General features: G+C 68.5%; 29 protein-coding genes. All 29 read left to right on the forward strand.

Annotated elements, in window-relative coordinates:
- The first annotated feature begins 15 nt into the window (after positions 1-15).
- Positions 16-429 carry a response regulator gene (locus ML342_RS02295; RefSeq protein WP_240125290.1) on the forward strand — a complete coding sequence of 138 codons (414 nt, stop codon included), beginning with the start codon at positions 16-18 and terminating at the stop codon, positions 427-429.
- A complete protein-coding gene (locus ML342_RS02300; protein WP_240125291.1) occupies positions 422-1924 on the forward strand; it encodes a sigma-54 dependent transcriptional regulator in 1503 nt (500 codons plus the stop codon). The genes ML342_RS02295 and ML342_RS02300 overlap by 8 nt, the downstream gene beginning before the upstream one ends.
- A 60-nt stretch (positions 1925-1984) precedes the next feature.
- A complete protein-coding gene (gene fliE, locus ML342_RS02305; protein ID WP_240125292.1) occupies positions 1985-2359 on the forward strand; it encodes a flagellar hook-basal body complex protein FliE in 375 nt (124 codons plus the stop codon).
- A 73-nt stretch (positions 2360-2432) separates the two neighbouring features.
- Positions 2433-4136, forward strand: a complete 1704-nt coding sequence (gene fliF, locus ML342_RS02310; RefSeq protein WP_240125293.1) for a flagellar basal-body MS-ring/collar protein FliF — start codon at positions 2433-2435, stop codon at positions 4134-4136.
- Complete coding sequence (gene fliG / locus ML342_RS02315; RefSeq protein ID WP_240125294.1) at positions 4129-5127, forward strand: flagellar motor switch protein FliG; 999 nt, start codon at positions 4129-4131, stop codon at positions 5125-5127. The genes fliF and fliG overlap by 8 nt, the downstream gene beginning before the upstream one ends.
- Entirely contained in the window at positions 5124-5735 is a 612-nt protein-coding gene (locus ML342_RS02320) for a FliH/SctL family protein (protein ID WP_240125295.1), read from the forward strand. The genes fliG and ML342_RS02320 overlap by 4 nt, the downstream gene beginning before the upstream one ends.
- Positions 5736-5740: 5 nt before the next feature.
- Positions 5741-5887, forward strand: coding sequence for a hypothetical protein (locus ML342_RS02325; RefSeq protein ID WP_240125296.1), 147 nt, complete (start codon positions 5741-5743; stop codon positions 5885-5887).
- Positions 5884-7260 (forward strand): flagellar protein export ATPase FliI, encoded by a 1377-nt coding sequence (gene fliI / locus ML342_RS02330; protein ID WP_240125297.1) that lies wholly within the window; start codon positions 5884-5886, stop codon positions 7258-7260. Before ML342_RS02325 ends, fliI begins: the two co-directional genes overlap by 4 nt.
- On the forward strand, positions 7257-7709 hold the full coding sequence (gene fliJ, locus ML342_RS02335; RefSeq protein ID WP_240125298.1) for a flagellar export protein FliJ: 453 nt from the start codon (positions 7257-7259) through the stop codon (positions 7707-7709). Before fliI ends, fliJ begins: the two co-directional genes overlap by 4 nt.
- 872 nt (positions 7710-8581) lie before the next feature.
- A complete protein-coding gene (locus ML342_RS02340; RefSeq protein ID WP_240125299.1) occupies positions 8582-9193 on the forward strand; it encodes a flagellar hook-length control protein FliK in 612 nt (203 codons plus the stop codon).
- A gap of 169 nt (positions 9194-9362) precedes the next feature.
- Complete coding sequence (locus ML342_RS02345; protein ID WP_240125300.1) at positions 9363-9779, forward strand: flagellar basal body-associated FliL family protein; 417 nt, start codon at positions 9363-9365, stop codon at positions 9777-9779.
- Positions 9780-9792: 13 nt separating this feature from the next.
- Entirely contained in the window at positions 9793-10788 is a 996-nt protein-coding gene (fliM, locus tag ML342_RS02350) for a flagellar motor switch protein FliM (protein ID WP_240125301.1), read from the forward strand.
- Entirely contained in the window at positions 10785-11123 is a 339-nt protein-coding gene (gene fliN, locus ML342_RS02355) for a flagellar motor switch protein FliN (RefSeq protein ID WP_240125302.1), read from the forward strand. Before fliM ends, fliN begins: the two co-directional genes overlap by 4 nt.
- Before the next feature lie 152 nt (positions 11124-11275).
- On the forward strand, positions 11276-11635 hold the full coding sequence (gene fliO / locus ML342_RS02360) for a flagellar biosynthetic protein FliO (protein ID WP_439655136.1): 360 nt from the start codon (positions 11276-11278) through the stop codon (positions 11633-11635).
- Positions 11632-12453, forward strand: coding sequence for a flagellar type III secretion system pore protein FliP (gene fliP, locus ML342_RS02365; RefSeq protein WP_240125304.1), 822 nt, complete (start codon positions 11632-11634; stop codon positions 12451-12453). Before fliO ends, fliP begins: the two co-directional genes overlap by 4 nt.
- 64 nt (positions 12454-12517) lie before the next feature.
- Positions 12518-12787, forward strand: a complete 270-nt coding sequence (locus tag ML342_RS02370; protein WP_240125305.1) for a flagellar biosynthetic protein FliQ — start codon at positions 12518-12520, stop codon at positions 12785-12787.
- 11 nt (positions 12788-12798) lie between these two features.
- Entirely contained in the window at positions 12799-13587 is a 789-nt protein-coding gene (locus tag ML342_RS02375) for a flagellar biosynthetic protein FliR (RefSeq protein WP_240125306.1), read from the forward strand.
- A gap of 4 nt (positions 13588-13591) precedes the next feature.
- Positions 13592-14734 carry a flagellar biosynthesis protein FlhB gene (flhB, locus tag ML342_RS02380; RefSeq protein WP_240125307.1) on the forward strand — a complete coding sequence of 381 codons (1143 nt, stop codon included), beginning with the start codon at positions 13592-13594 and terminating at the stop codon, positions 14732-14734.
- A gap of 35 nt (positions 14735-14769) precedes the next feature.
- Positions 14770-16824 (forward strand): flagellar biosynthesis protein FlhA, encoded by a 2055-nt coding sequence (gene flhA / locus ML342_RS02385; RefSeq protein WP_240125358.1) that lies wholly within the window; start codon positions 14770-14772, stop codon positions 16822-16824.
- Positions 16825-16849: 25 nt separating this feature from the next.
- Positions 16850-18376 (forward strand): flagellar biosynthesis GTPase FlhF, encoded by a 1527-nt coding sequence (gene flhF / locus ML342_RS02390; RefSeq protein WP_240125308.1) that lies wholly within the window; start codon positions 16850-16852, stop codon positions 18374-18376.
- Positions 18348-19238, forward strand: a complete 891-nt coding sequence (locus tag ML342_RS02395) for a P-loop NTPase (RefSeq protein WP_439655130.1) — start codon at positions 18348-18350, stop codon at positions 19236-19238. The genes flhF and ML342_RS02395 overlap by 29 nt, the downstream gene beginning before the upstream one ends.
- Positions 19235-19984: an RNA polymerase sigma factor FliA gene (locus ML342_RS02400; protein WP_240125309.1), complete on the forward strand. Its 750-nt coding sequence runs from the start codon at positions 19235-19237 to the stop codon at positions 19982-19984. The genes ML342_RS02395 and ML342_RS02400 overlap by 4 nt, the downstream gene beginning before the upstream one ends.
- Before the next feature lie 92 nt (positions 19985-20076).
- Positions 20077-20469, forward strand: a complete 393-nt coding sequence (gene cheY / locus ML342_RS02405) for a chemotaxis response regulator CheY (RefSeq protein ID WP_240125310.1) — start codon at positions 20077-20079, stop codon at positions 20467-20469.
- Positions 20466-21089 (forward strand): protein phosphatase CheZ, encoded by a 624-nt coding sequence (locus ML342_RS02410; protein WP_240125311.1) that lies wholly within the window; start codon positions 20466-20468, stop codon positions 21087-21089. Before cheY ends, ML342_RS02410 begins: the two co-directional genes overlap by 4 nt.
- 2 nt (positions 21090-21091) lie before the next feature.
- Positions 21092-22951, forward strand: a complete 1860-nt coding sequence (locus ML342_RS02415; protein ID WP_240125312.1) for a chemotaxis protein CheA — start codon at positions 21092-21094, stop codon at positions 22949-22951.
- A 10-nt stretch (positions 22952-22961) separates the two neighbouring features.
- Positions 22962-23702 (forward strand): flagellar motor protein, encoded by a 741-nt coding sequence (locus ML342_RS02420; protein WP_240125313.1) that lies wholly within the window; start codon positions 22962-22964, stop codon positions 23700-23702.
- Positions 23703-23718: 16 nt separating this feature from the next.
- Positions 23719-24651, forward strand: a complete 933-nt coding sequence (motD, locus tag ML342_RS02425) for a flagellar motor protein MotD (protein WP_240125314.1) — start codon at positions 23719-23721, stop codon at positions 24649-24651.
- Complete coding sequence (locus ML342_RS02430; protein WP_240125315.1) at positions 24648-25421, forward strand: ParA family protein; 774 nt, start codon at positions 24648-24650, stop codon at positions 25419-25421. Before motD ends, ML342_RS02430 begins: the two co-directional genes overlap by 4 nt.
- A partial coding sequence (locus ML342_RS02435; protein ID WP_240125316.1) for a hypothetical protein occupies positions 25418-25712 on the forward strand: 295 nt, incomplete at its 3' end. The genes ML342_RS02430 and ML342_RS02435, both read left to right, overlap by 4 nt.

Below are 25712 nucleotides of genomic sequence, written 5' to 3' on the forward strand. Positions count from 1 at the left end.
ATGACGGGGGGTGCGATGCCGAATACGATCCGGGTGCTGCTCGTGGACGACCACGAGGGCTTCATCAACGCGGTGCTGCGGCACATGCGCAAATATCCGTGGGTGGAGATCGTGGGAACCGCCGCCAACGGCATCGAGGCGGTGGCCCGCTCGGAAGCCCTGCGCCCGGACGCCGTGCTGATGGATCTGTCGATGCCGGAGATGGGCGGGCTGCAGGCCACGCGCCTGATCAAGGCCCAGGATGCGCCGCCGCTGGTGGCGATCGTCAGCCATTTCGACGATAACGAGCACCGCGAGCACGCCCAGCGCGCCGGCTGTGACGCGTTCGTGAGCAAGCTCAACTACATGCAGGAAGTGCTGCCGCTGCTGGAACGATGGGCGGGCGGCACGGCCGACAACACGCAGGAGGCGGCATCGGGGCATGAGTGAATCGCGAATCCTGGTGGTCGATGCCGACGACAGCCGCAGCGAGCGGCTGGTGACGCTGCTGGACTTCATGGATTTCACTCCGCGCGTGGTGGTCGATGCGGCCGATCTCGACCCTGCCAAGGCCCGTGCCAGCGACTGGGTGGCCGTGATCGCCGGCGACGTCGGGGATACCGCGGCCTGGGATGGATTCGTGCGCTGGCTGTCCGAGCAGCCGCTGCATCCGCCGGTCATCGTTTTGCCCGATCAGGCCGAGGACGCGCCTTGGCGCCGACACATCCATCCCGACCTGGTGTGGCCGCTGGCCTACCCGATCCGCCGCAACCAGCTGCAGGACGTGCTGCGCCGCGCCAGCCTCAAACGGCTGGACGACGACGCCCGGCGCGAGCGGCCGCAAGTCGGCCCGACCGGCCGCAGCCCCGCCGTGTTGCGCCTGAACCGGATGATCGACCAGGTCGCCCGGTTCGACACCACTGTGCTGATCCTGGGCGAATCCGGCACCGGCAAGGAGGTCGCCGCGCGCGCCATCCACGCGCGCTCGCCGCGCCGGGACAAGCCGTTCGTCGCGATCAACTGCGGCGCGATTCCGCCCGACCTGCTGGAAAGCGAGTTGTTCGGCCACGAGAAAGGCGCGTTCACCGGCGCCTTGACCCAGCGCAAAGGCCGCTTCGAAATGGCCGAGGGCGGCACCCTGCTGCTGGATGAAATCGGCGACATGCCGATGGCGATGCAGGTGAAACTGCTGCGCGTGCTGCAGGAGCGCGTGTTCGAGCGCGTCGGCGGCGGCGTGCCGATCCAGTGCGACGTGCGCGTGATCGCCGCCACCCATCGCAACCTGGAAGCGCTGATCGCCGAGGGCAAGTTTCGCGAGGATCTGTTCTACCGGCTCAACGTATTCCCGATCGAAATGCCCGCCCTGCGCGAGCGCAGCGAAGATTTGCCCGAGCTGGTGGCCGCCATCACCCGCCAGCTGGCCGAATCCGGACGCGGCCGGGTCAGCCTGACGGCCGAAGCCGTTGCGGCGCTGCAGCATTACGACTGGCCCGGCAACGTGCGCGAGCTGTCGAACCTGCTGGAACGGCTCGCCGTACTGAACCCGGAGGGCCGGGTCGGCCTTGACGACCTGCCGGCGCGCTACCGCGCGGCGGTGCCGCCGGATTTCGTCGCGCCCAAGCCGGCGCAAGATGCGCAAGATGCGCAAGATGCGCAAGGGATGGCGTCTGCGCCGCCCCTCGCCAAACCTGCCGCCGCAGGGCCCAATCCCTCCACGCTCTCCCCGCTGGTCTCGCTGCCGCCCGGCGGACTGGACCTGCGCCAGCACATCGCCGAAATCGAAAACGAGCTGATTCGCCAGGCCTTGCAGCAGGCGGGTGGAGTGGTCGCGCATGCCGCCCCGCTGCTCGGCCTGCGTCGCACCACCTTGCTGGAAAAACTTCGCAAGTACGGCATCGTCCGCCCGGGCGATGCCACGGTCGAGGACGACGCGCGGGATTCTTGACGCATCGACGGCACGGGTTTTGCTTAATGTCAGGCGGACCCGTTTCCATTCGATGCCGAGATGACCGACGCCATCAGCTCGATCCTCTCTCAGATCCGCGCCTATGAGGCGCGGGCCCAGGGGGGCCTTGCCGGATCCGCCGGCATGGCGGGGACCGGCCGCGCGGGCGACACCCCTCCTTCCAATGCCATCAGCGGCACGGCCGCGCCCTCTTCCAGCTTCCAGCAGACACTGAACAACGCCATCGACGGCGTCAGCAAGGCCCAGAACGAGGCCGGAGCGCTGCAACAGGCCTTCGAACTGGGCGATCCGCGCGCGGATCTGGCGCGGGTCATGGTGGCGATGCAGCAGTCTCAGGTGGCGTTCAAGGCAGCGGTGGAAGTACGCAACCGCCTGGTACAGGCCTATCAGGACGTGATGAACATGCCGATCTAGCCCCAGCCGCGCCGGCCGGGGTTCCCCGGTCGCACGCCTTGACTCCTTCCGCCATCGAGCTTTGCCCTGACCCATGAGCGCCATCGCCCTTCCCAAGACTCCCGACGACCTCAAGAAGCTGGGGCGCCTGCAGGACATTCCGCTGGTGCGGCAGCTACTGACGCTGGGCATGGCAGCGGCCGCGATCGCGCTGGGCCTGTGGCTGTACTCCTGGATCCAAAAGCCGGCGTATGTGCCGCTGCCCGGACTGGATGCCAAGGCGACGGCCGAAGCCAGCGACCTGCTGCGCAACGCCAAGGTGCCGTTCAAGATCGATCCGGCGACCGGCACGCTGACCGTGCCCGAAGACAAACTCGGACAGGCTCGGCTGACCCTGGCGGGTGCCGGCCTGGGTAGCGGCGATGACAAAGGCTTCGAGACCCTGGAGGGCGACCAGGGCTTCGGCACCAGCCAGTTCGTGGAGAATGCGCGCTATCAGCACGCGCTGGAAACCGAACTGGCGCGCACCATCACCAATCTGCGCCCGGTGCGCGAGGCACGGGTGCATCTGGCGCTGCCCAAGCCCTCGGCGTTCACCCGCCAGCGCGAGCCGGCCAGCGCTTCGGTGGTGCTGCAGCTGAACAGCGGTGCCAGTCTGGAGCCGGGCCAGGTGGACGCGATCGTGCACCTGGTGGCCTCGTCGATCCCGGAACTCCCGGCGAGCAATGTCACGGTGGTGGACCAGTTCGGGCGCCTGCTCTCCAACCCCGATCCCGACAGCGATGCGGCCATCGCCGCCAAGCAGTATGAGCAGCAGCGCCGTCAGGAGGCCGTGTTCGCGCAGCGTATCCAGGCCCTGCTCGAGCCCATCACCGGCCCCGGCAAGGTGCGCGCACAGGTGAGCGTGGACATGGATTTCTCGCAAACCGAAGAGGCGCGCGAGGTCTACGGCCCGCAGGCCGGGCTCGTCCGCAGCGAACAGGTGTCCGAGACCGGCAGCGCCGTGACCCCGATGCCGCAAGGCGTGCCGGGCAGCGCGTCCAACACGCCGGCCGCGCCGGTGGCCGCCGCGCCTCAATCTTCACCGGCATCGCCCGCAGCGGCCACGGCCGCCGGTCCCGCGAATGTCGCCAATGGCAACGGCCTCGCCAGCACGACTGCATCGGGTGGCAATGGCAGCCGCAGCGCCGTGCGCAATTACGAGATCGATCGTACCCTCACCCATACCCGCAAGGCGCCATCGCAGATCCGCCGCATCACGGCCGCGGTATTGGTGGACAACATCGCAGGGCCGCCGGACAAGAAAGGCCAACCGACCCAGCGCCCGCTCACCCCGGCTGAAATCGCGCGGCTGCAGACTTTGGTGCAGCAGGCGATCGGCTTCGATGCCCAGCGCGGCGATGTCGTCAGCGTGGTCAACTCGCCCTTCGCTCCGGTCAAGGACGCCCCGCCGCCCGATGTTCCTTTCTGGGAGGATCCGCGCGCCCGCGACCTGCTGCGCACCCTGCTCGGCGGAATCGCGCTGCTGCTGGTGGTGTGGTTCGTGCTCAGGCCCTCGTTTCGGGCATTGACCGCGCCTGGCAAGGAGGGCAAGACGGACAAGGCCGAGACCGTGCCGCCCGAGGCAACGCTCATGCTTGCCGAAGGAGAAGGAGCAGCACACCCCGCGCTCCCCCAGGACAAGGCGCACGCGCCGGTCACGTTCGAGGACAAGCTTCAGATCGCACGTAATGCGGTGACGACCGATGCCAAGCGGGTCGCCGCGGTCGTGCGCGACATGGTGAACTCCGATGGCTGAGACAGAACTTAGTGGCGTGCAACGGGCCGCCATCTTGCTGCTCTCGCTGGGCGAACAGCAGGCCGCCGAGGTGCTCAAGCACCTGAATGCGAAAGAGGTCCAGAAGCTGGGGCTGGCGATGACCTCGGTCGGCAGCGTTTCGCAGGAAGACATCGAGAAAGTCGTCGATGAGTTCATCCAGACGCTGGAGCGGCCCAACCTCGCTGCGGGCGCCGATGAGTATGTGCGGGCGGTGCTGATGCAGGCGCTGGGCGAAGATCGCGCCAGCAGCCTGATCGACCGCATCCTGATGGGGCGCAACACCTCCGGCCTGGACACGCTCAAGTGGATGGAGCCGCGCGCCGTGGCCGACCTGGTGCGCAACGAGCACCCACAGATCATCGCGATCGTGCTTTCGCATCTGGATCCGGACCAGGCGGCCGAAACGCTCAAGTTCCTCCCCGAGCGTGTACGGGCCGATGTGATCGTGCGCATCGCCACCCTGGACGGCATCCCGCCGCATGCGCTCAACGAGCTCAACGACGTGATGGCGCGACAGTTCGCGGGCAACCAGAACCTGAAATCGTCCTCCATCGGAGGCGTGAAGGTCGCGGCCAACATCCTGAACTTCATGGATGGCGGCATGGACGAAACCATCCTGGAGGCGATCGCCCAGATCGACGAGCCGCTCACTGGCCAGATCCGCGACCTGATGTTCGTGTTCGACGATCTCGCCGAGCTCGACGACCGCGCCATTCAGACCGTGTTGCGCGAGGTGCCGGCGGACAAGCTGGCGTTGGCGCTGCGCGGCGCCGACCAGAAAGTCAAGGACAAGATCATCAGCAACATGTCGCAACGCGCATCGGAGATGCTGCTGGAAGACATGGAGGCGCGTGGACCTGTCCGGTTGGCCGAAGTCGAGGCGGCGCAGAAGGAAATCCTCACGCTCGTGCGCAAGATGGCCGATGAAGGCACGATCCAGCTGTCCGCCAAGGCCGAGGTGTTCGTATGAGCACAGCCGTGCGCTGGGTTGCCCCCGAACTGACCGCGCCGGCCCCGCCTGCGCCGGATCCTGCGGAGGAGGAAGCCGCACGCCGGCTGCCCAGCGTGGAAGAGCTGCAGCAGATCGAGGAGGCCGCGCGCGCGGAAGGGTATGCGGAAGGCTATGCGCGCGGGCATGCCGAGGGGTTGGCCAACGGGCAGGCGGAAATCCGGCGTATCGTGGCCCAGATGGAGGGAATCCTGGATGCCTTCACCCGCCCGCTGGCACGCCTGGATGCAGAGGTCGGCGACGCCCTGGGCGCGCTGGCCGTGCGTATCGCCGGGGCCCTGCTGCGGCGCAGCTATGCGGCGGACCCTACGCTGCTGGCCGACCTGGTGCGGGAAGCGCTCGAGATCAGCAGCGCCGAAAGCCGGCAGCTGGAGCTGCGCCTGCATCCGGATGACATCGCGATGCTCACCCCCCATCTGCCGCCCCAGGAAGGCGTGCGGCTGGTGCCCGACCTGACCCTGGCCCGCGGCGATCTGCGGGTGCATACCGACAGCGTGCGCATCGATGGCAGCCTGGCCGCGCGCCTGGATGCCGCCTTGCAGCGCATCGTCTCGGCGGAGCATTCATGAGGCCGATGACTTCGCCCCTGTCGCCTTTCCCGGCGCGCCCGATGCACTTGCATATCGGCATGGAAAAGCGCTGGATATGCATTCCAGGGCGTGATTTTCGGCACGCGCCCGGCGTGATCGCCGCCACGCTGAAAACGGGAGGCTCGCGATGAACATCGCCGCCGCACACTGGGATGAGGCCCGCAATCTGCGCCTGGCCGCGCGCCTGCACGCGATCGACCCGCGTTTGCATGCCATGGGCATGGTCCGTGAAGGCGTGCTGCGGCGGGCGGTGGGCCTGACCCTGGAAGCCACCGGCTGCGAGGCCCCGCTGGGCGCGCGCTGCCGGGTGGAGACCCGCGGCGGCCGCTGGGTGGAGGCGGAAGTGGTCGGCTTCGCCGGCGACCGCACTTTTCTCATGCCAACGTCGGATCTCTCCGGCCTGCTGCCGAACGCCCGGGTCATCACCGGCGCCAGCCGCGCCGAGGTGGCGGTAGGCGAAGGCCTGCTGGGGCGTGTGATCGACAGCGACGGCGTGCCGCTGGACGGCCGACCGCCGCTGCGCGCCGAGGATTTCGTCGGCCTGGCCGGCACCCAGATCAACCCGCTGATGCGCGAGCCGATCACCCGCTCGCTGGACGTCGGCGTGCGCGCCATCAACGCCCTGCTCCCGATCGGGCGCGGCCAGCGCGTCGGCCTGTTCGCCGGTTCCGGCGTCGGCAAATCGACGCTGCTGGGCATGATGACCCGCTACACCGCGGCGGATGTGATCGTGGTCGGGCTGATCGGCGAACGTGGCCGCGAAGTGCGCGATTTCGTGGAGAGCACGCTGGGCCCAGAAGGGCTGCGCCGCGCGGTAGTGGTCGCCGCCCCCGCCGACCGCCCGCCGCTGGCGCGTCTGCACGGCGCCCTGCGCGCCACCGCGATCGCCGAATGGTTCCGGGACCAGGGCTTGCATGTGCTGCTGCTCATGGACTCCCTGACCCGCTTCGCCCATGCCCAGCGCGAGATCGGCCTGTCCGTGGGCGAGCCGCCGACCACCCGCGGCTACCCGCCGTCGGTGTTCGCGCGCCTGCCGGCGCTGGTGGAACGCGCCGGCAACGGCACCGATGGGCGCGGCTCGATCACCGCGTTCTACACCGTGCTGACCGAGGGCGACGACCAGCAGGAGCCCATCGCGGACGCCGCCCGCGCCATCCTCGACGGCCATATCGTGCTGAGCCGCCGGATCGCCGACGCCGGGCTATACCCGGCCATCGACGTGGAAGTCTCGGTCAGCCGCGTGATGCAGGACATCACCGACCCGGCCTGGCGCGCGCGCATTCGCCGCCTCAAGCAGCTGATGGCCGCCTACAACAACCAGCGCGATCTGATCACGATCGGCGCTTACCAGCGCGGCAGCGATCCGCTGGTGGATGAAGCCTTGGCCCTGTGGCCGCGAATCCAGCAGTTCCTGGCCCAGGACGTCAGCGAGTCGGCCGATGTGGAGGCCAGTCGCGCCGCGCTCGCCCAACTGCTAGATGGTTTGCCGGAGACTTCCGCATGACCCGTTCACGCCGTCTCGACCCTCTGCTGCGCGTCACCCAGCAGCGCCAGGATGCAGTGGCCCGCGAGCTGGCCGCGCGCGAAAAGGCGCTGCACGAGCAGCAGCAACGGCTGGATCTGCTCAAGCAATACGCCGACAGCTACGCGCAGGCGCCGGCGCCGACCGGCGCCACCGTGGCGCCGGCGATGCTGGCCAACCACGTAGCGTTCCGCGCCAAGCTCGACGTCGCCCTGCAGCAGCAGGCACAGGCGGTGGAAGCATCGCGCCAAAGCCGCGAGATCGAGCGCGCCCGCCTGCTGCTGGCCAGCCGCGACAACAAGGTGCTGGAGCAACTGGCGGCCAGCTATCGGCGGGAAGAGCAGCGCATCGCCAGCCAGCGCGAACAGCGCGAGCTGGACGACCTCGGCAGCCGCCTGGCCCGTTCGGCCCGCGAGGAGAATGCGCCATGAGCGGGGAGCCTGCCAGCCTGCTGCCGACGGCTGGGGCCATGCTGCGGGCGGCGCCGGTCGGAACGATGCCGATCAGCGATGCGGCAGGCGATGACGTTTCGGCGCCTGCGGCGTTCCAGCATTTGCTGCGTGCCGATTCGCCAGCGCAGCAGGCACCCACATCGGGCGCGTCGCCCTCTCCCGCATCCGGCGAACGCCTGTCCAAACAAGACGCCGAAGCAACCGCCGCATCAGAGGCGATGCCCGACACAGTGAACCCGATGCTGGCGATGTTCATGCCGCTACCGGGATTGCCAGCCGTCGCCGAAGCAACCGCCGCATCAAAGGCGATGCCCGACGCGGTGAACCCGATGCGGGCGATGTTCGCGCAGCCATCTGGGCTGCAAGCCGTTGCCGAAGCGGTCGCCGCGAGCCCTGCCGCAGTAGGGCAAGACCCGCTCGCCGGTGTCGGGCCCTACCCCGCCGCAGCCGCCGCGTCCAGCTCCCTGCCGCATGGCGCCGTCACGGATGCCATTGGCGCAGCCCTGCGGCCGCGCCTGATCGATCCGCCGCCATCCGCCAGCGCTGGCGACACCACCACGCCGATGCTTCCGCCGATCCTGCGGACCGCCTCACCCGGCATCATTCCACCCGCGTTGGCGCAGGCCTTGCAATCGTCCGCCAGCGCAGTGCCGGTGCTCACGGCCAGCGCCTTCGCTGACGCGGGCGCAAGCGCTGGCTTGGCTGGCGCAACAGCGTCCCAGCCGACGTCGCAAGGCCTGCCTTTGCCTTCTTCCATGCCCGTACCGGCGAGCACATCCGATACGGGCATCGAGGGCATCCCCGCCGTTTCAATGGCATGGACGCTTGCGCGCGTGCCCCCGGATCGCGCCATGGCAGCGGATGCGCCAATCGATCCTGTCGCACTGTTGCAAGCCTTGCAGGCGACCCAGGCAGAGCCGCATACCGATGCTTCCGAAGCCGCGGGCGCGGAGGCGGCCAGTCTCGGCGTGCCGCATGTCCCGGCCATGCTGGCTGCGAGCGCGGCGCCGGCCACTCCCGCCACCCTCTCCGCTTCATCATTGACGCTGGCGCAGCCGGCCGATCCGAATGCCGGCTATGACGACCGTCTCGGCGATCATCTGGCTTGGATGGCGGCGCAGCGGCTGAGCCATGCCCAGATCCGGGTCGCGCCGGAGCATCTGGGCCCGATCGACATCCGGGTGCAGGTCGATGGGCGCGAGGTGCGCGCCGAGTTCCACAGCCCGCATGCCGAGGTCCGGCAGACCCTGGAGGCCAGCCTGCCCCGCCTGCGCGAACTGCTAGCGCAGCAGGGATTGCAGCTGACGCATGCCGGCGTCGGCCAGGGGCAGCCGCAGGAACGGCGCGCCGGCAGCAGCCGTGTGCCGCTTGCTGACGGCAACCCGACCGAAGACCCGCTGCCGGTGCCGCCTCGTTTGCCGGAAATCCGTCGCGGCCGCGGGCTGCTCGATGAATACGCCTGACGGAGGCCGCTGGAAAGCTGTCATCGCGGTATCGGCATGAGCATTGCATGGGGGCTGGCGGTGCCATTTCAGGAATGATCACGCCGTGGCTGCCCCCGCAAAACCCGCAAAACCCGCCCCTGCCGGCGCATCCGATGCTCCCCCAAAATCCAAGAAACTGCTTTGGATCATGCTGATCCTGGCGGTCGTGGCGGGCGCTGGTGGAGGCACGGCGTTCGTGATGCTCAGGCAGCCCGCCGAGCATGCCCAGGCAGCCAAACCGCTCGGTCCGCCGCAGTACATCGCGATGGATCCTGCCTTCGTGGTCAATCTGGCGGATGCCGACAGCGTCAAGTATCTGCAGGCCGACGTGCAGCTGCAGACCCGCGATCCGGAAACCGCGGCGGCGATCGCGCTGCACACGCCGCTGATCCGCAACCGGCTGCTGCTGCTGTTCGGCCAGCAGACCTCGCAGCAGCTCACCGGGCGCGCCGGCAAGGAGCGGCTACAGGCACAGGCACTGAACGAAGTCCGCTCGGTCCTCAAGTCACAGCACGCCCCTGACAAAGTGGATGCGCTGCTGTTCACCAGTGTCGTGATCCAGTGATCGGGATGCCGCGATGAGCTCCGACCTGCTCAGCCAGGACGAGATCGACGCCCTCCTCCACGGCGTGGACAGCGGTGTGGTGGACACCGAGCCGCCGCCGGCACCTGGGGAAGTCAGACCCTACGATTTCACTGCCCAGGAGCGCATCATCCGCGGGCGTCTGCCCACCCTGGAGATGATCAACGAGCGCTTCGCGCGGACCTGGCGGATTGGGCTGTTCAATCTGCTGCGGCGCTCGGCCGACCTGTCGGTGCGCGGTATCGACATGGTGCGCTTCGGCGAGTACATGCATTCGCTGCACGTACCGACCAACCTCAATCTGGTGAAGATGAAGCCGCTGCGCGGCACCGGCATCGTGATGTTCGAGCCGCGCCTGGTCTTCACCGTGGTGGACAACTTCTTCGGCGGCAGCGGCAAGTACCACACCCGGATCGAGGGCCGCGAGTTCACGCCGACCGAAATGCGGGTGATCCAGCTGCTGCTCAAGCAGACCTTCGCCGACTTCACCGAGGCGTGGGCGCCGGTGATGCACGTCGAGTTCGAATATCTCAACTCCGAGGTCAACCCGCACTTCGCCAACATCATCAGTCCGCGCGAATACATCGTGGTCTCGCGCTTCCACGTCGATCTGGAAGGCGGCGGCGGCGAACTGCACCTGGCCTTGCCGTGGGCGATGCTGGAGCCGATCCGCGACCAGCTGGATGCCGGCGTGCAGAGCGATCGGGTGGAGCGCGACGAGAACTGGACGCGCGCTCTGCACGCGCAGCTGCTGGAGGCCGAAGTCGAGATCAGCAGCGTGCTGGCCGAACGCCAGATCAGCCTGCGCGAGCTGAGCCGGCTGAAGGTCGGCGACATCATTCCGCTCGAAATCAAGCCCCAGGTTCCACTGCAGGTGGAGCACTTGCCGCTGTTCACCGGCGAGTTCGGCATTCATAACGGGCGCAATGCGGTGAAGATCACCGCCGTGCACCCACTTCGTTCTTCCCAGGATTCGCAGGCCTCGCCATGAGCACGACCGAAAACGATCCGACCCGCGCCGCCTTCGAACCGCTGACCGCCGAGGCCGGCACTGGCAGCGGCAGCGAACTCAACCTGGATGTCATCCTCGATGTCCCGGTGTCGCTGTCGCTGGAAGTCGGGCGCGCGCGCATTCCGATCCGCAATCTGTTGCAACTCAACCAGGGTTCGGTGGTGGAGCTCGAGCGCGCCGCCGGCGAGCCGCTGGATGTTTACGTCAACGGCACGCTGATCGCGCAGGGCGAGGTCGTGGTGGTCAACGACCGCTTCGGCGTGCGCCTGACCGACGTGGTCAGCCCATCCGAGCGCATCAAGCGTCTGCGCTGAGAGCCGCCATGCAGGATTCCGCTCCCGCCTCCCCGTCTGACGCGGGTGCCAGCATCGCCCAGCCTGCTCCCGCGTCTTCGGCAATGGCGCAGCCGACGATGCCGCCTGCGCGTCCGGCGCAGGCCCATCCCGCGCAGACCCATGCGCTGGTGATGCCGCCTGCGCACGCCCCCGCCGCGCCCAGCGCCGCCGGCACCATCGGCGGCACCCTGTTCGCGCTGGCGCTGGTGCTCGCCCTGATCTTCACCCTGGCCTGGCTGGCGCGACGCATCCCCGGATTCAGCGCGGCGCGCCAAGGCGGACTGCGGGTGGTGACCTCGCTGGCGCTGGGCGCGCGCGAGCGCCTGCTGGTGGTCGAAGTCGGCAGCACCCAGCTGCTGCTGGCCAGCGGCCCCTCCGGCACCCGCCTGCTGCATACCCTGGAGCAGCCGCTGCCCGCGCCGCCGCCGGCCACTACGCCTGCCGCGCCGTTCGCGCGGGTGCTCGCCCAGCATTTCGGGAAGATCTCATGAGCCGGGATTTTTCTTTGCGATTCAGCGCCATCTGGCGGCATGGCCTGATGATCCTGCTGACGCTGGCGCTGCTCGCCTGGGCGATGCCTGCGCTGGCACAGACGCCACCGGCGCCTCCTCCAGCGTCTGCAGCAACGCCGCTGTCCAATCTGCCAGCGGTGACCGTCGGCCAGATCGGCAAGGAACCGGTCAGCCTGCCGATGCAGGTGCTGCTGCTGATGACCAGCATCACCCTGCTGCCGGCGCTGCTGCTGGGGATTACCGCATTCACCCGCATCATCATCGTGCTCAGCCTGCTGCGGCAGGCGCTGGGCACCGGCCAGACGCCGTCCAACCAGATCCTGCTCGCGCTGGCGCTGTTTCTGACCGCGATGATCATGCAGCCGGTGCTGAACCAGGCCTGGGCCGCGGGCATCGCGCCCTATCTCGACCACCAAATGGATTTCCGCAGCGCCTGGAGCGCCGCCTCGGCGCCGTTTCGCGCCTTCATGCTGGCGCAGGTGCGCGAGAACGATCTGATGACCTTTGCCGGGATGTCGGGGACAGGCCCGTATGCCACGCCGCAGGACGTGCCGTTCGGGGTGCTGGCGGCTGCGTTCCTGACCAGCGAGCTGAAGACTGCGTTCGAGATCGCGTTCCTGCTCTACATTCCGTTCGTGATCATCGATCTGGTGGTGGCCAGCGTGCTGATGTCGATGGGCATGATGATGCTCTCGCCGATGCTGATCTCCGCCCCGTTCAAGATCCTGCTGTTCGTGCTGGTGGACGGCTGGGTGCTGGTAGTCGGCTCATTGGCCGGCAGTTTCAACCCCATATGAGCGCCACGTCCTCCTCGCCCCTCTGTCCAGCAACTCACGCGTATTTCCCCCACGGAGCCACCGCATGACCCCTGAAATGGCCCTTGCGCAGATTTCTCAGGGGCTGCAGCTGGCGCTGCTGCTGGGCGCACCGCTGCTGCTGGCGGTGCTGGTCACCGGCGTGGTGGTCGGCATCCTGCAGGCTGCCACCTCCATCAACGAGCCGACCGTGGCCTTCGTGTTCAAGGTCGGCGCGCTGGTCGTCACGCTGGCGCTGACCGGCCATTTCCTGCTCGGCCGGCTGGTTGCATTCACCACCCAGCTGATTCAGCAGATTCCACACCTGATCGGTTGACCGGAGGTGCCGTGGACACCGTCACCCTGACCACCGCCGACGGACTGAACCTGTTCGGCATGCTGGCGACGGTCCTTTGGCATGCGATCCGGATCGGCGCCGCCATCCAGGTGTTGCCCGCCATCGGCGGCAAAGGCATCCCCGTGCGGGCACGCGCGCTGTTCGTCCTGGTCCTGGCCGCGGCGCTCTCGGGCGTGCTTCCCGCCCCGCCGCCAGCGGCGGTGGATGCGGTCACGGCCCTCAACGTCCTGCGCGAATACGCGATCGGCCTGGCCATCGGCCTGGTCTTCAAGCTGGCGTTCGAAGCCGCGGTGCTTGCGGGCGAGTTCGTCTCGCAGGGAATGGCGCTTTCATTCGCCACCATGACCGACCCCGTCAACCAGACCCAGGCGCCGGTGCTCTCCACCTGGTTCTACCTGATCTTCGGACTGGTGTTCTTCAGCCTGAATGCGCATCTGGCGGTGATCCAGTTATTGGTGGAGAGCTATCGCGCGCAGCCGATCGGCAAGCCGTTGGCAGACCTGCCGCATTTCCTGTCGGTGCTGCCGGCGTTCTTTCCGACGGTGCTGCGCGCGGCAGTGTTGCTATCGCTGCCGGTCACGGTGGCGATGCTGGCGGTGAATACGGTGGTGGGCGTGCTCTCGCGCGCCGCGCCGCAGCTCAATCCGATCCAAATCGGCATGCCGCTGGCCCTGCTGGTGGGCCTGGCTTTGCTGGTGATGCTGGCACGTGAGTTGCTTGATCCAGTGCAGGCGTTGTTCGGGCAGGCATTCGAGGCCGCCCGCGCCGTCACGGATTGAGACGATGAGCGAAGTCGCCGATCGCGAAGACCGCACCGAAGCCCCGACAAGCAAACGCCTGGAAGATGCCCGCAAGCGCGGCGACGTGCCGCGCTCGCGCGAGCTGGCCAACGTGGCGGTACTAGGCGCCTCGGTGGTCGCGCTGCTGGTGCTGGGGCCACAGATGGCGCGCGCGGCGCTGGCCTGGATGCACGAGGCGCTGACGTTCGATCCCACCCTGATCGGCCATCGGGACCGCCTGCTGGCGCATGCGGCTACTCTGCTCGTTGGCCTGGTGCTGCCCACGGTGCCGCTGGTGGCGGTGGCGCTGGGGGCTTCCTTCATTGCGCCGATGATCGTCGGCGGACTGCATATGAGCGGGCAGCACCTCCAGCCGGATCTGAGCCGGCTCGATCCGTGGCAGGGGCTGATGCGGATGTACGGGCGCGAGGCGCGTGCCGAACTGCTGCGCTCCCTGCTGCGCGTGATTCTGGTCGGGGCCGTCGGCTACTGGGTGATCGCGCGTGCCTGGCGGGGCATGCCGGCGCTGCCACGGATGGCGCTGGAAACCGCCGTGCGCGACGGCCTGAGCTTCATGCTGCACGCGCTGGCGGCGCTGATCGGCGCGATGGCGCTGCTGGCGGCCATCGACGTGCCCTATCAGCGCTGGGCGTGGCGCGAGAAGCTGAAGATGACCAAGCAGGAAGTCCGCGACGAGTTCAAGGAGAACGAGGGCAACCCGCAGGTCAAGAGCAAGATCCGGCAGATGGCGCAGCGGCTCGCGCAGCAGCGGATGATGGAGGCGGTGCCGAAGGCGGACGTGGTGGTGGTCAACCCGACCCACTATGCGGTGGCGCTGAAATACGAGCCGGGCAAGATGCGCGCGCCCAAAGTGGTGGCCACCGGGGTGGACGAGATCGCGCTGAAGATCCGCGAGATCGCCCGCGCCCACCGGGTGGTGCAGGTCGAGGCCCCGCCACTGGCGCGCGCGCTGTACCGGCATGCCAAGCTGGATCAGGAAATCCCGGTCGCGCTGTATGCGGCGGTAGCGCAGGTGCTGTCCTACGTGTTCCAGCTGCGCCGCTGGCATCCGAAGCATGGGCCGATGCCGCGCCTGCCGGTGGTGACCCTGGACCCCGCTCTGGATGATGGACAAGCCCCGCGATGAGCACCCTACCCGACGACCGCCCTCAGCCCGGCGCGATGGCCTCCCTAGTGCAGGCCGTCCGCTCAGGCGCCGCCGCGCCGCTGGTGGTGCTGGCGATGCTGTCGATGGTCGTGGTGCCGCTGCCGCCGTTTTTGCTGGACGCGCTGTTCACCATCAACATCGGCCTGTCGCTGATGGTGCTGCTGGCGGTGGTGTATGTGCGCCGGCCGCTGGAGTTCTCGATCTTCCCCAGCGTGCTGCTGATGGTCACCTTGCTGCGGCTGTCGCTGAACGTCGCCTCCACCCGCGTGGTCCTGCTGCACGGCCACGAGGGCGGCGCGGCCGCCGGTCACGTGATCGAATCGTTCGGCAACTTCGTGGTCGGCGGCAGCTATGCAGTCGGCATCGTGGTGTTCGCGATCCTCACCATCATCAACTTCGTGGTGGTGACCAAGGGCTCCGGGCGCATCTCGGAAGTGTCCGCGCGTTTCATCCTCGACGCCCTGCCCGGCAAGCAGATGGCGATCGACGCCGATCTCAACGCCGGCCTGCTGACCCGCGAAGAGGCCAAGCTGCGGCGCGAGGAAGTGCGCAACGAGGCCGACTTCTACGGCTCGATGGACGGCGCCAGCAAGTTCGTGCGCGGCGATGCCATCGCCGGCTTGCTGATCCTTGGCATCAATCTGGTCGGCGGCGTGCTGATCGGCATGCTCCAGCATGGCCTGAGCTTCTCCCAGGCCATGCAGACCTACACCCTGCTGGCGATCGGCGACGGCCTGGTGGCGCAGCTGCCCGCGCTGCTGGTGTCCACTGCGGTGGCGATGTTGGTGACGCGCGCCACCCGCGAGCAGGAAATGGGCGATGCCGTCACCGCGCAGGTCTTCGGTCAGCGCCGCGCCCTGATCGTCGCCGCCACCTTGCTGGGCCTGATCGGGCTGGTGCCGGGCATGCCCAACCTGCCCTTCCTGCTGCTGGCGGCGGTTCTCGGGTTTGCGGCATGGCGGATGGGCGCTCACGCCGAAACCGCCGCGCCGGCCGCGGCCGAGGTCGCCACCGTCATGCCGGGCAGCACCGCCGTCGCGGAGCTGACCTGGGACGAAGTGACGCCGGCCGAACCGCTTGGCCTCGAAGTCGGCTACAAGCTGATTCCGCTGGTGGACAAGAGCCAGGGCGGCGAACTGCTGAGCCGGCTCAAGGGCGTGCGCCGCAAGCTGACCCAGGACCTTGGATTTCTGATCCCCGCGGTGCACGTGCGCGACAACCTGGAACTGGCGGCCGGCCAATACCGGATTTTGGTGCATGGCGTGCCGGTCGCCAGCGGCGAACTGTACCCCGACCGCATGCTCGCGCTGGATCCGGGCCGGGTGTTCGGGCGCCTGGACGGCATCCCGGGCAAGGATCCGGCGTTCGGACTGGATGCGGTGTGGATCCTGCCCAGCGAGCGCGCCCACGCCGAATCGCTGGGCTATACCGTGGTCGATGCCGGCACCGTGGTCGCCACCCACCTTTCGCACGTGGTGCGTGAACGCGCATCCGAGCTGCTGGGGCATGACGAAGTGCAGCAGCTGCTGGCGAGCGTCGGCAAGACGTCGCCCAAGCTCGTCGAAGAGCTGACGCCGAAACTGCTGCCGATGTCGGTGGTGGTGAAAGTGCTGCAGTCGCTGCTGGCCGAGAAGGTGCCGCTGCGGCAGATCCGGCGCATCGTCGAGGCCCTGCTGGAACACGGCATCCACACCCAGGACCCGGCCGCGCTGACGGCGGCAGTGCGGGTGGCGCTGGGCGCGTTCATCGTGCAGGAGCTGGTCGGCATGGCGCCGGAGCTGCCGGTCTATACCCTCGCGCCGCAACTGGAACGCATCTTGCAGGACTCCATCAGCGGCCAAGGGGCCGCGCTGGAACCCGGGCTCGCCGAGCGGCTTCATCAAAGCCTCAGCGAGTGCGTGGCCCGGCAGGAGCAGCGCGGCGAACCCGCCATCCTGCTGGTTCCCGGCGGAATCCGCGCGGCGCTGGCCAGGCTGGTGCGTCACAGTGTTCCGCAGCTGACCGTCCTGGCGTATGGTGAGGTTCCGGAGGACAAGCGGTTGCGGCTACTGGGCGCCATTGGTGGATGAATCCAGGCAGTAGCGGAGCGGCACGATGCGAATCAAACGGTTCAACGCCCCCGACATGCGCACCGCGCTGCGCATGGTGCGCGAGGAACAGGGGCCGGATGCGGTGATCCTGTCCAGCCGGCAGGTCAGCGACGGGGTGGAAGTCGTGGCCGCGACCGACTACGACGAGGCGGTGGTGCAGCAAGCCTTGCGCACACTCGGCGCGCCGGAGGCGCCTTCCTCCCAGGCAACGGCCGCCAATACCGGAGCCCCTTCCACTCCCGCTCCGGAAGACTTCGCCGCCGTGCTGCATGCGCGCATGTCCGACCGTCCGCAGGGGCGGGCGGTGTTTCAGATCGGCGCCGAGCCGCAAGGTCCGGCCCCCCGCGCCACCCCCCGGCCAGCGCCAGCCGCGGCCAGCGAGGAGGCCCAACGTCCGGCGAGCCGCCTGGAACAGGTGATGGCGGTCCTCAAGGGGCCGAAAGCGGCCGCGGCCGCCGCGCACGGGCCTACTCCTCCGCCCGAGGCAAGCGCGGACGCGGCATCGCGCCCGACCGCGCCGCCATCCGCGTCGGCGCCGCTGATGCCTGTGCCTGCGACAGACGCAGAGACGCAAGCCCCGACGCCGGCAGCCGCAGCGCCCGATCTGCGCAGCGTCGCCGCCGATCCAGCCATGGCCGCCCTGCGCGCCGAGCTTGCGGCGATGCGCAAGATCATCGAACGCGAGCTCGGCCAGCTCGCGGGCGAACGGCTGCGTGGCGCGCCGGCGCGGGCGGCGGCGCTGGACGCGTTGGCTGCGTTCGGCTGCGATGAGTCCCTGGCGCAGCAGGTCGCCGCCGCCATCGACCCGACGCTGGCCCCGGAGGCCATCGCCGAGCCGCTGCGGGCCGCCCTCGCCGCGCGTTTGCCGGTGCTGGACCGGGAAGCGCTGGAGACTGGCGGCATTCTGGCCGTGCTGGGTCCGACCGGCGCCGGCAAGACCACCACCATCGCCAAACTGGCCGCGCGCTACGCCGCGCGCCACCGCGCCCGCGATGTGGCCCTGGTCAGCGCCGACCATGCGCGCGCCGGCGCCCGTGAGCAGCTGCACGTGCTGGGCCGGCGGCTGGGCATCACCGTGTGCGATGCAGAAGGCCCGGACGCGCTGACCCATACCCTGGAACAGCTGGCCGACTATCCACTGGTGCTGATCGACACCGCCGGCCACGGCCTGCGCGACCGCGCCCTGCTGCGTCAGATCCTGTGGGTGCGCGCCGCCAGCCACGTGCGCAGCCTGCTGGTGCTGCCGGCCAACGCGCACCCGGCCGACCTCGACGAGCTGCTGCGGCGCTATCGCCCGGCCGCGCCGGAAGGCGTCATCCTGACCAAGCTGGACGAAACCACCCGTCTGGGCGCCGCTCTGTCGGTGCTGGCCCACCAGCGTCTGCCGCTGGCCTATACCACGGCCGGGCAGAACGTTCCGGACGATATCACCCTGGCGGACGCCACCCATCTGGCCGACGCCCTCGAGTTTTCCCGCCCCGTATCGGCGCTCACCTCTCACCATGACGACGGCCACCATGCACTCGCCTGAGCCCACCCGCCCGCAGCCGCTCTCCACCCCCACCGCGCCGCGCGTGATCGCCGTCACCGGCGGCAAGGGCGGGGTCGGCAAGACCACCATCGCCATCAACCTGGCGATGACGATGGTGCTCGCCGGCCAGCGCACCCTGCTGCTGGACACCGATCTCGGCCTGGCCAACGTGGACGTGATGCTGGGATTGTCGCCGCAACTGACCCTGGCCGACGTCTTCGCCGGTCGCTGCGAGCTGCGCGAGACCATCGTCGAAGGCCCGCGCGGGCTGCTGGTAGTGCCGGCCGCGTCCGGCAAGCGCCACATGACCGAGCTGCTGCCGCAACAGCACGTCGGCCTGGTGAATGCGTTCTCACAGCTGGATATTCCGCTGGATGCCATGATCGTGGACACCGCGGCGGGCATTTCCGACAGCGTGCTGACCTTCTGCCAGGCCGCCCAGGACGTGCTTCTGGTGGTCTGCGACGAGCCGGCCTCGATCACCGACGCCTATGCGCTGGCGAAGGTACTCAGCCGCGACCGCGGCGTGAACCGGATCGAGGTGGTGTCCAACCAGGTGGCCAATCCCGGCGAAGGCAAGGCGCTGTTCGAGAAACTGGAACGCGTCACCTCGCGCTTTCTCGACATCACCCTGTCCTACCTCGGCGCGATTCCGCGTGATGAATGGCTGCGGCTGGCGGTGCAGCGCCAGGAGGCGGTGGTCGATGCCTTCCCCAGCGCACCGTCTGCGCTCGCGTTCCGCGAGCTGGCTGCCCGCATCAGCCAGTGGCAAGCTCCCCGTGGCCCGCGCGGGCACGTCGAGTTCTTCACCGAGCGCTTGATCGCCGCACAAAATGCCGACAAGAGGAGTGCCTGCGCATGAATACCGCAGCCGCCCACTACCGCTCCCAGCAGAACGGCGATGCCGCTGCGATCGTGGCGCGGCATTCGGAACTGGTCCGGCGCATCGCCCACCACCTCGCCGCGCGGCTGCCTTCCAGCGTGGAAATCGACGATTTGATCCAGGCCGGCATGATCGGCCTGATCGAGGCCGCCCGGAACTTCCAGTCCGACCAGGGCGCGACCTTCGAGACCTACGCCTCGATCCGCATCCGCGGCGCGATGATCGACGCCATCCGTGCCGGCGACTGGGTGCCACGCTCGGTGCACCGCCGCTACCGCGATATCGTCGCCACCACCCGCGCCATCGAGCAGCGTGAAGGGCGCGCCGCGACTGCCCAGGAAATCGCCGCCGCGCTGGGCATGAGCATGGACGACTACTACCAGGTGCTGCAGGATGCCGCCCGCGGCCAGCTCGTCAGTCTGGACGAATATGCCGAAGAGCACGACGGCGAGCCGCAGCTGGGCCAGCACGACAACGCGACGCCCGCCCGCCGGTTCGAACAGAGCGCATTCCGGGAAGCTCTGACCGAGGCCATCGACCATCTGCCCGAGCGCGAAAAGCTGGTGCTCTCGCTGTACTACGAGCAGGAACTGAACCTGCGCGAGATCGGGTCGGTGCTCAACGTCAGCGAATCGCGGGTGTGCCAGATCCACGGCCAGGCCATGCTGCGCCTGCGCGCGCGCCTGACCGACTGGCGCGGCGAGCTGGACGACGAGGAGGAATGAGCCGCTTGCAATATGCGTTTCGGGCACTGCGTCACATCAAGTTTTCGGCCGGCCGGCCGATAGCATCTGCGCATCTTTAGCTGGGAATCGACATGGACAAGGGCATCCGCATCCTCATCGTTGACGATTTCTCGACCATGCGCCGCATCGTCAAGAATCTGCTCAACGATCTCGGCTTCACCAATACCGCCGAGGCCGACGACGGCACCACCGCGCTGATCGAGCTGCACAAGGCGCGCTATGACCTGGTGATCACCGACTGGAACATGCCCGGCATGCCCGGCATCGATCTGCTCAAGGCGATCCGCGCGGATGCCGCGCTGGCCAAGATTCCGGTGCTGATGGTGACCGCCGAGGCCAAGCGCGAGCAGATCATCGAAGCCGCGCAGGCCGGCGTGAACGGCTACATCATCAAGCCGTTCACCGCCGCCACTCTGGAGGACAAGCTCAACAAGATCTTCGAACGGCTGGAGAAAGTCGCATGAGCATGCCGACACGCCCGCCCTCGATTCCCGCCGACCAGGCCCACGTGATGGAGCGTCTGCACGCGGCGATGGCCGCCCTGGAAGCCGGTGATGCCGACGCTTGGCGACGACACCTCGACTCGCTTCTCGAATGGCGCCGGCAGCCGGTGGTGGAAAGCCTGGTCAAGCTCGCGCGCGAGCTGGATGAGTTGGAGCGCGCCATCGACGCCCGCATGCCGGGCGCGACGCAGGCCGCCAGCGCCGCGGGTAGCCTGCCGGACGCCTGCTCCCGGCTGGAGCACGTCGTGAAAATGACCGAGGAAGCCAGCATGCGCACGCTGGATCTGGCCGATGAATGCCGCAGCCTGCTGGCCTCGTTCGGGCCGGAGCATGCCGCCACGGTCGAGGCGATCCGCACCCGTCTGTCCGCCATGGTGGAGGCGCAGAGCTTCCAGGACCTCACCGGCCAGATCATCCAGCGCGTGATCCACCTGATCCGCTCCCTGCAAAGCGGCCTGGGCGACATCCAGGCCCTGCACCCCGATTCCGGCAAGGGCCATGGCCCGACGGTGGCCGGCGTGGATGCCCCGGCCGCCACTCAGGACGAAGCCAACGACCTGCTGGCCGCACTCGGGATCTGACCATGGCCTCGGAGGGCGGCTACGACGCACGCGCCGACTTCCTGATCGAAGCGCGGGAGATTCTGGACCGGCTGGGCGAGCAGATCGTCACACTCGAGCAGACCCCGGGCGATCGCGCCCTGCTGGACGCGGTATTCCGCGGTTTTCACACCATCAAGGGCGGCGCCGGCTTCCTCGATCTACCACCGATGGTGGCGCTCTGCCATGCCTTCGAAGATCGCATCGATGCCGCCCGCAGCGGAGCGCGCGCGCTCGATGCCACGGCGTTCGACAGCGCCCAGCGTGCCGTCGATCTGCTGCAGGAGATGCTCGAGGCGCTCGCCCACGGTGAACCGCTGGAGGACATCGACCCGGCCCTGCTGCGCCAGATTCGCGGTGAAGAGGCACCTGCCGCGCCCGCGCCGGCCCTGAACATCGAGATTCCGGACAACCTGGAGGAGCTGGATTTCGACGCGCTGCTGGATGCCCTGCACGGCGTGGGCGGCGTTCCCGGCGCCCCCACCAAACCGGCCACCCAGGTCCCGGCGGTTACGCCTGCGCCCGCCAACCCCACACCCAGCACGCCCCCTCCGCCCGCGCCCGCCAACCCCACACCCAGCACGCCCCCTCCGCCCGCGCCCGCCAAGCCCAAGCCTGCGCCTGCGGCCGCGCCCAGCAAGCCGTCGCCCGCCGCTGGGGAGGCGGAACAGACCGTGCGGGTGGACGTCCGCCGGCTGGATGCGCTGGTCAACCTGGTCGGCGAACTGGTACTCGTCCGCAACCGTTTGAAAACCCTGCGCCCAGGCGCCCGCGACGAACAGCTGGACCGCGTAGTGACTGCGCTCGACACCGTCACCGCGCGGCTGCAGGGCGCGGTCATGTCGGCGCGCATGCAGCCGGTCAGCCGGGTGTTCACCCGCTTCCCGAAGCTGGCGCGCGACGTCGCCCGCCAGCTGAAAAAACAGGTCGAACTGGTGGTGGAAGGCGCCGAAACCGAGCTCGACCGCAATCTGGTGGAAGCGCTGGCCGATCCGCTGGTGCACCTGGTGCGCAATGCCATCGACCACGGCATCGAGATGCCCGAGGTGCGGCGCGCCGCCGGCAAGCCGGAAACCGGGCGGGTGCGCCTGTCCGCGCAGCAGGAGGGCGACCACGTCGCCATCGAAGTCAGCGACGATGGCGCCGGAATCGACCCCGACAACATCCGCCGCAGCGCGGTGCGCAAGGGCCTGATCGACGCCGAGGCCGCCAGCCGCCTGACCTCGGAAGAATGCCTGTCGCTGCTGTTCCTGCCGGGATTTTCGACCCGCACCGAGGTGTCCGACATCTCCGGCCGCGGGGTCGGCATGGACGTCGTGCAGTCGAAAATCCGCGAGCTCTCGGGCCAGGTGCAGATTTTCTCCGAGATCGGGGAAGGCACCCGCTTCGTGATCCGGGTGCCGCTGACGCTCGCCATCCTGCCGACGCTGCTGGTCGAGATCGGGCAGGAGGTGTACGCCCTGCCGCTGGTGCGGGTGCTGGAAGTGATCACCCACGACGCCTCGCAGCTGCTGTGGATGGATGGCCAGCAGGTGCTCGACCTGCGCGAGCGCCCGATGCCGGTGCTCTCCCTGCGCGACTGGCTTGGCCTGCCGCAGGGCGCTGGCGAGACCACCCGCGGCGTGATTCTGCAGGCAGGAGAGCAGCGTTTCTGCCTGCTGGTGGATCGCGTGCTGGGCCGCGAGGAAGTGGTGATCAAGGCGCTGCCGCGCAGCCTGCGCGGGCTGCCCGGCTATGCCGGCGCCAGCCTGATCGGGGATGGACGGATGGCGATGATCCTCGACGTCGATGCCCTGTTCGGCTCCGCGCAGCGCGGCTCAAGTGGAACCCAGCGCGGCCGATAGCACTGGATGTATGGATATCCTCAGCATCATCGGCGCGATCCTCGGGCTGATCGCCCTGGTCGGCGGCAGCATTCTGAAAGGCGCAGGCATCGACGGCCTGTGGAATCCGGCGGCGTTCGTCATCGTCATCATCGGCACCATCGCCGCGATCCTGGTGCAGACCCCGATGCACAGCTTCCGGCGCGCGCTGCAGATCCTGGCCTGGGTCTTCCGCCCGCCGCCGCACGACGCCCATGCGCTGATCGCGCGCATGGTCGAGTGGAGCACGATCGCCCGTAAGCAGGGCCTGCTGGCGCTGGAACCGCTGCTGGAACAGCAGTCCGATCCGTTCCTGCGCAAGGGCCTGCAGATGGTGGTGGACGGGGTGGAGCCGGACACCATCCGGCAGATGCTGGAAATCGAATCGCATGCCCATACCAAGCGCGACATCGCCGCGGCCCGGGTATTCGAGGGCATGGGCATCTACGCGCCGACCTTGGGCATCATCGGCGCGGTGCTCGGCCTGATGGCGGTGATGAAGAACCTGGCCGACCCCAGCAAGCTCGGGCACGGCATCGCCGCCGCGTTCACCGCGACCATCTACGGCATTGCCTCGGCCAACCTGATGTTCCTGCCGATGTCGTCCAAGCTCAAAGGCATCGTGCACCGTCAGGAAGTGGAGCGCGAGATGATCATCGAAGGGCTGATCGCGATCGCCGAGGGCGAAAACCCCCGCAATATCGAAAGCCGGCTCGCCGGTTTCGTGCACTAGAAAGGGATCTGCGCCCATGGCCCGCAAACGCCTCCACCAGCACGAAGAGCATCTCAACCACGAAGCCTGGGCGATCCCCTACGGCGACCTGCTGACGCTGCTGCTGGCTTTCTTCGTCGTGATGTACGCGATTTCCTCGATCAATGAAGGCAAGTATCGGGTCGTGGCCGATGCGCTGTCCGCCGCGTTCGGCGGCGCGCCGCGCTCGATCAAGCCGATCCAGGTCGGCCAGGTGCAGCTGCGCGGCGGCGATTTCGACCACCCTTCGATGATCGACACCGGCGCCCGCCGCGGCCCGGCGCCCAAAGTGCCGGTAGAGGTTCCAATGCCGCTGCACAGGCAGGACCGGTTTGCAGACCCGACCTCTGCGCCCGCGCAGAATGCGCATAGCGAACAGGCGGCCCAGCAGCAGCTGCAGGCGCTGGGCGACAAGATCGAGCAGGCGCTCTCGTCCCTGGTGGAGAACGGGCTGGTGCGGGTGCGCCGCGGCCGCAACTTTCTCGAAGTCGAAATCCAGAGCGACCTGCTGTTCCCCAGCGGCGTGGCCACTCCGACCGCGACCGCACTGGACACCGTGCGCAAACTGGGCAGCGTGCTGCGCGATGCGCCCAACGCGATCCGGGTCGAGGGCTATACCGACGATCAACCCATTCGCAACGCGCAGTTCCGTTCCAACTGGGATTTGTCCACCGCGCGCGCGGTCAACGTGCTCTATGAGCTGATCGATGTCGGGATCGCCCCTGCGCGGCTGGCCGCGATGGGCTATGGCGAACATCAGCCGATCGCAGATAACCGCACCTCCCAGGGGCGCGCGCGCAACCGGCGGGTCGATCTGGTGATTCTGGCGCCCACCCAGGGCGTGGACAGCGTGATGCAGGGCCTGGATGCGCGAGCATCGGTAGAGAGCCAAGTCTCGCTCCCCGCACCCACCCCGGGAGAACGGCAATGAGAATCTGGGCGATCGCCAATCAGAAGGGCGGCGTAGGCAAGACCACCAGCGCGCTATGCCTGGCGCGCTGCCTGGCCGATCTCGGGCACCGCGTGCTGCTGGTGGATTTGGATCCGCACGGCTCGCTCTCGCGCGCCTTTGGCGTTCCCGCCGAACCGCCGCCGAAGGGCACATACGATCTGTTCGACGGCGCCTCCATCGCCGCCGTGGCGCGCCCCACCGCGCAGGAGGAGATCCAGCTGGTCCCCGCCCAGGCGGCGATGGCGACCCTGGAACGGCGTAGCGCCACCCAGCCGGGGCTTGGGCTGGCCCTGCATCGCGCCCTGCAGGATGCCGACGGCGACTACGATTACGCGCTGTTGGACTGCCCGCCCACGCTCGGCCTGCTGCTGGTGAACGCGTTGGCCGCCTGCGACCGCCTGGTGATCCCCACCCAGACCGATCCACTGGCCGTGCACGGCCTGGAAGGCATGCTGCGCACCGCGGCGATGGTCGAACGCTCGCGCGGGCGCCCGCTGCGGCGGCAAATCCTGCCGACCCTGTACGACCGCCGCACCCGCACCAGCCACGACACGCTCGAGCAGCTCAAGGCCCTGCCGGATGCCGCCGTCTGCCCTTGGCCGATCCCGATGGATACCCGGCTGCGCGACGCCGCCACCCTGGCCACCCAGCCCCGCCACCTGGCCGGGCGCGGCATCAATGCCTATCGCGATGCCTTGCAGTGGCTGCTCGAAATCGCTGATGCAAGACCACAGGAGGCCGCCGCATGAACCAGACCATCGCGCCGCCCACCTCTGCCCTGCCCGCCGATCCGCAGGTGGATGCTTATCTGGAGGCCCTGCTGGGATCGCCGCCTGCGCCGGTGCCGTCAGCGGAAAAAAACGCCGCAGCCGGCGCCATCGAACCGGCGCAGGAACCGGCGCAGGAACCTGTCGCCGAACCTGTCGCCGAACCTGTCGCCGAACCTGTCGCCGAACCTGTCGCCGAACCTGTCGCCGAACCTGTCGCCGAACCTGTCGCCGAACCTGTCGCCGAACCTGTCGCCGAACCTGTCGCCGAAC

Origin of the sequence: Thermomonas alba (assembly GCF_022419205.1) — a bacterium.
Classification (GTDB): domain Bacteria; phylum Pseudomonadota; class Gammaproteobacteria; order Xanthomonadales; family Xanthomonadaceae; genus Thermomonas; species Thermomonas alba.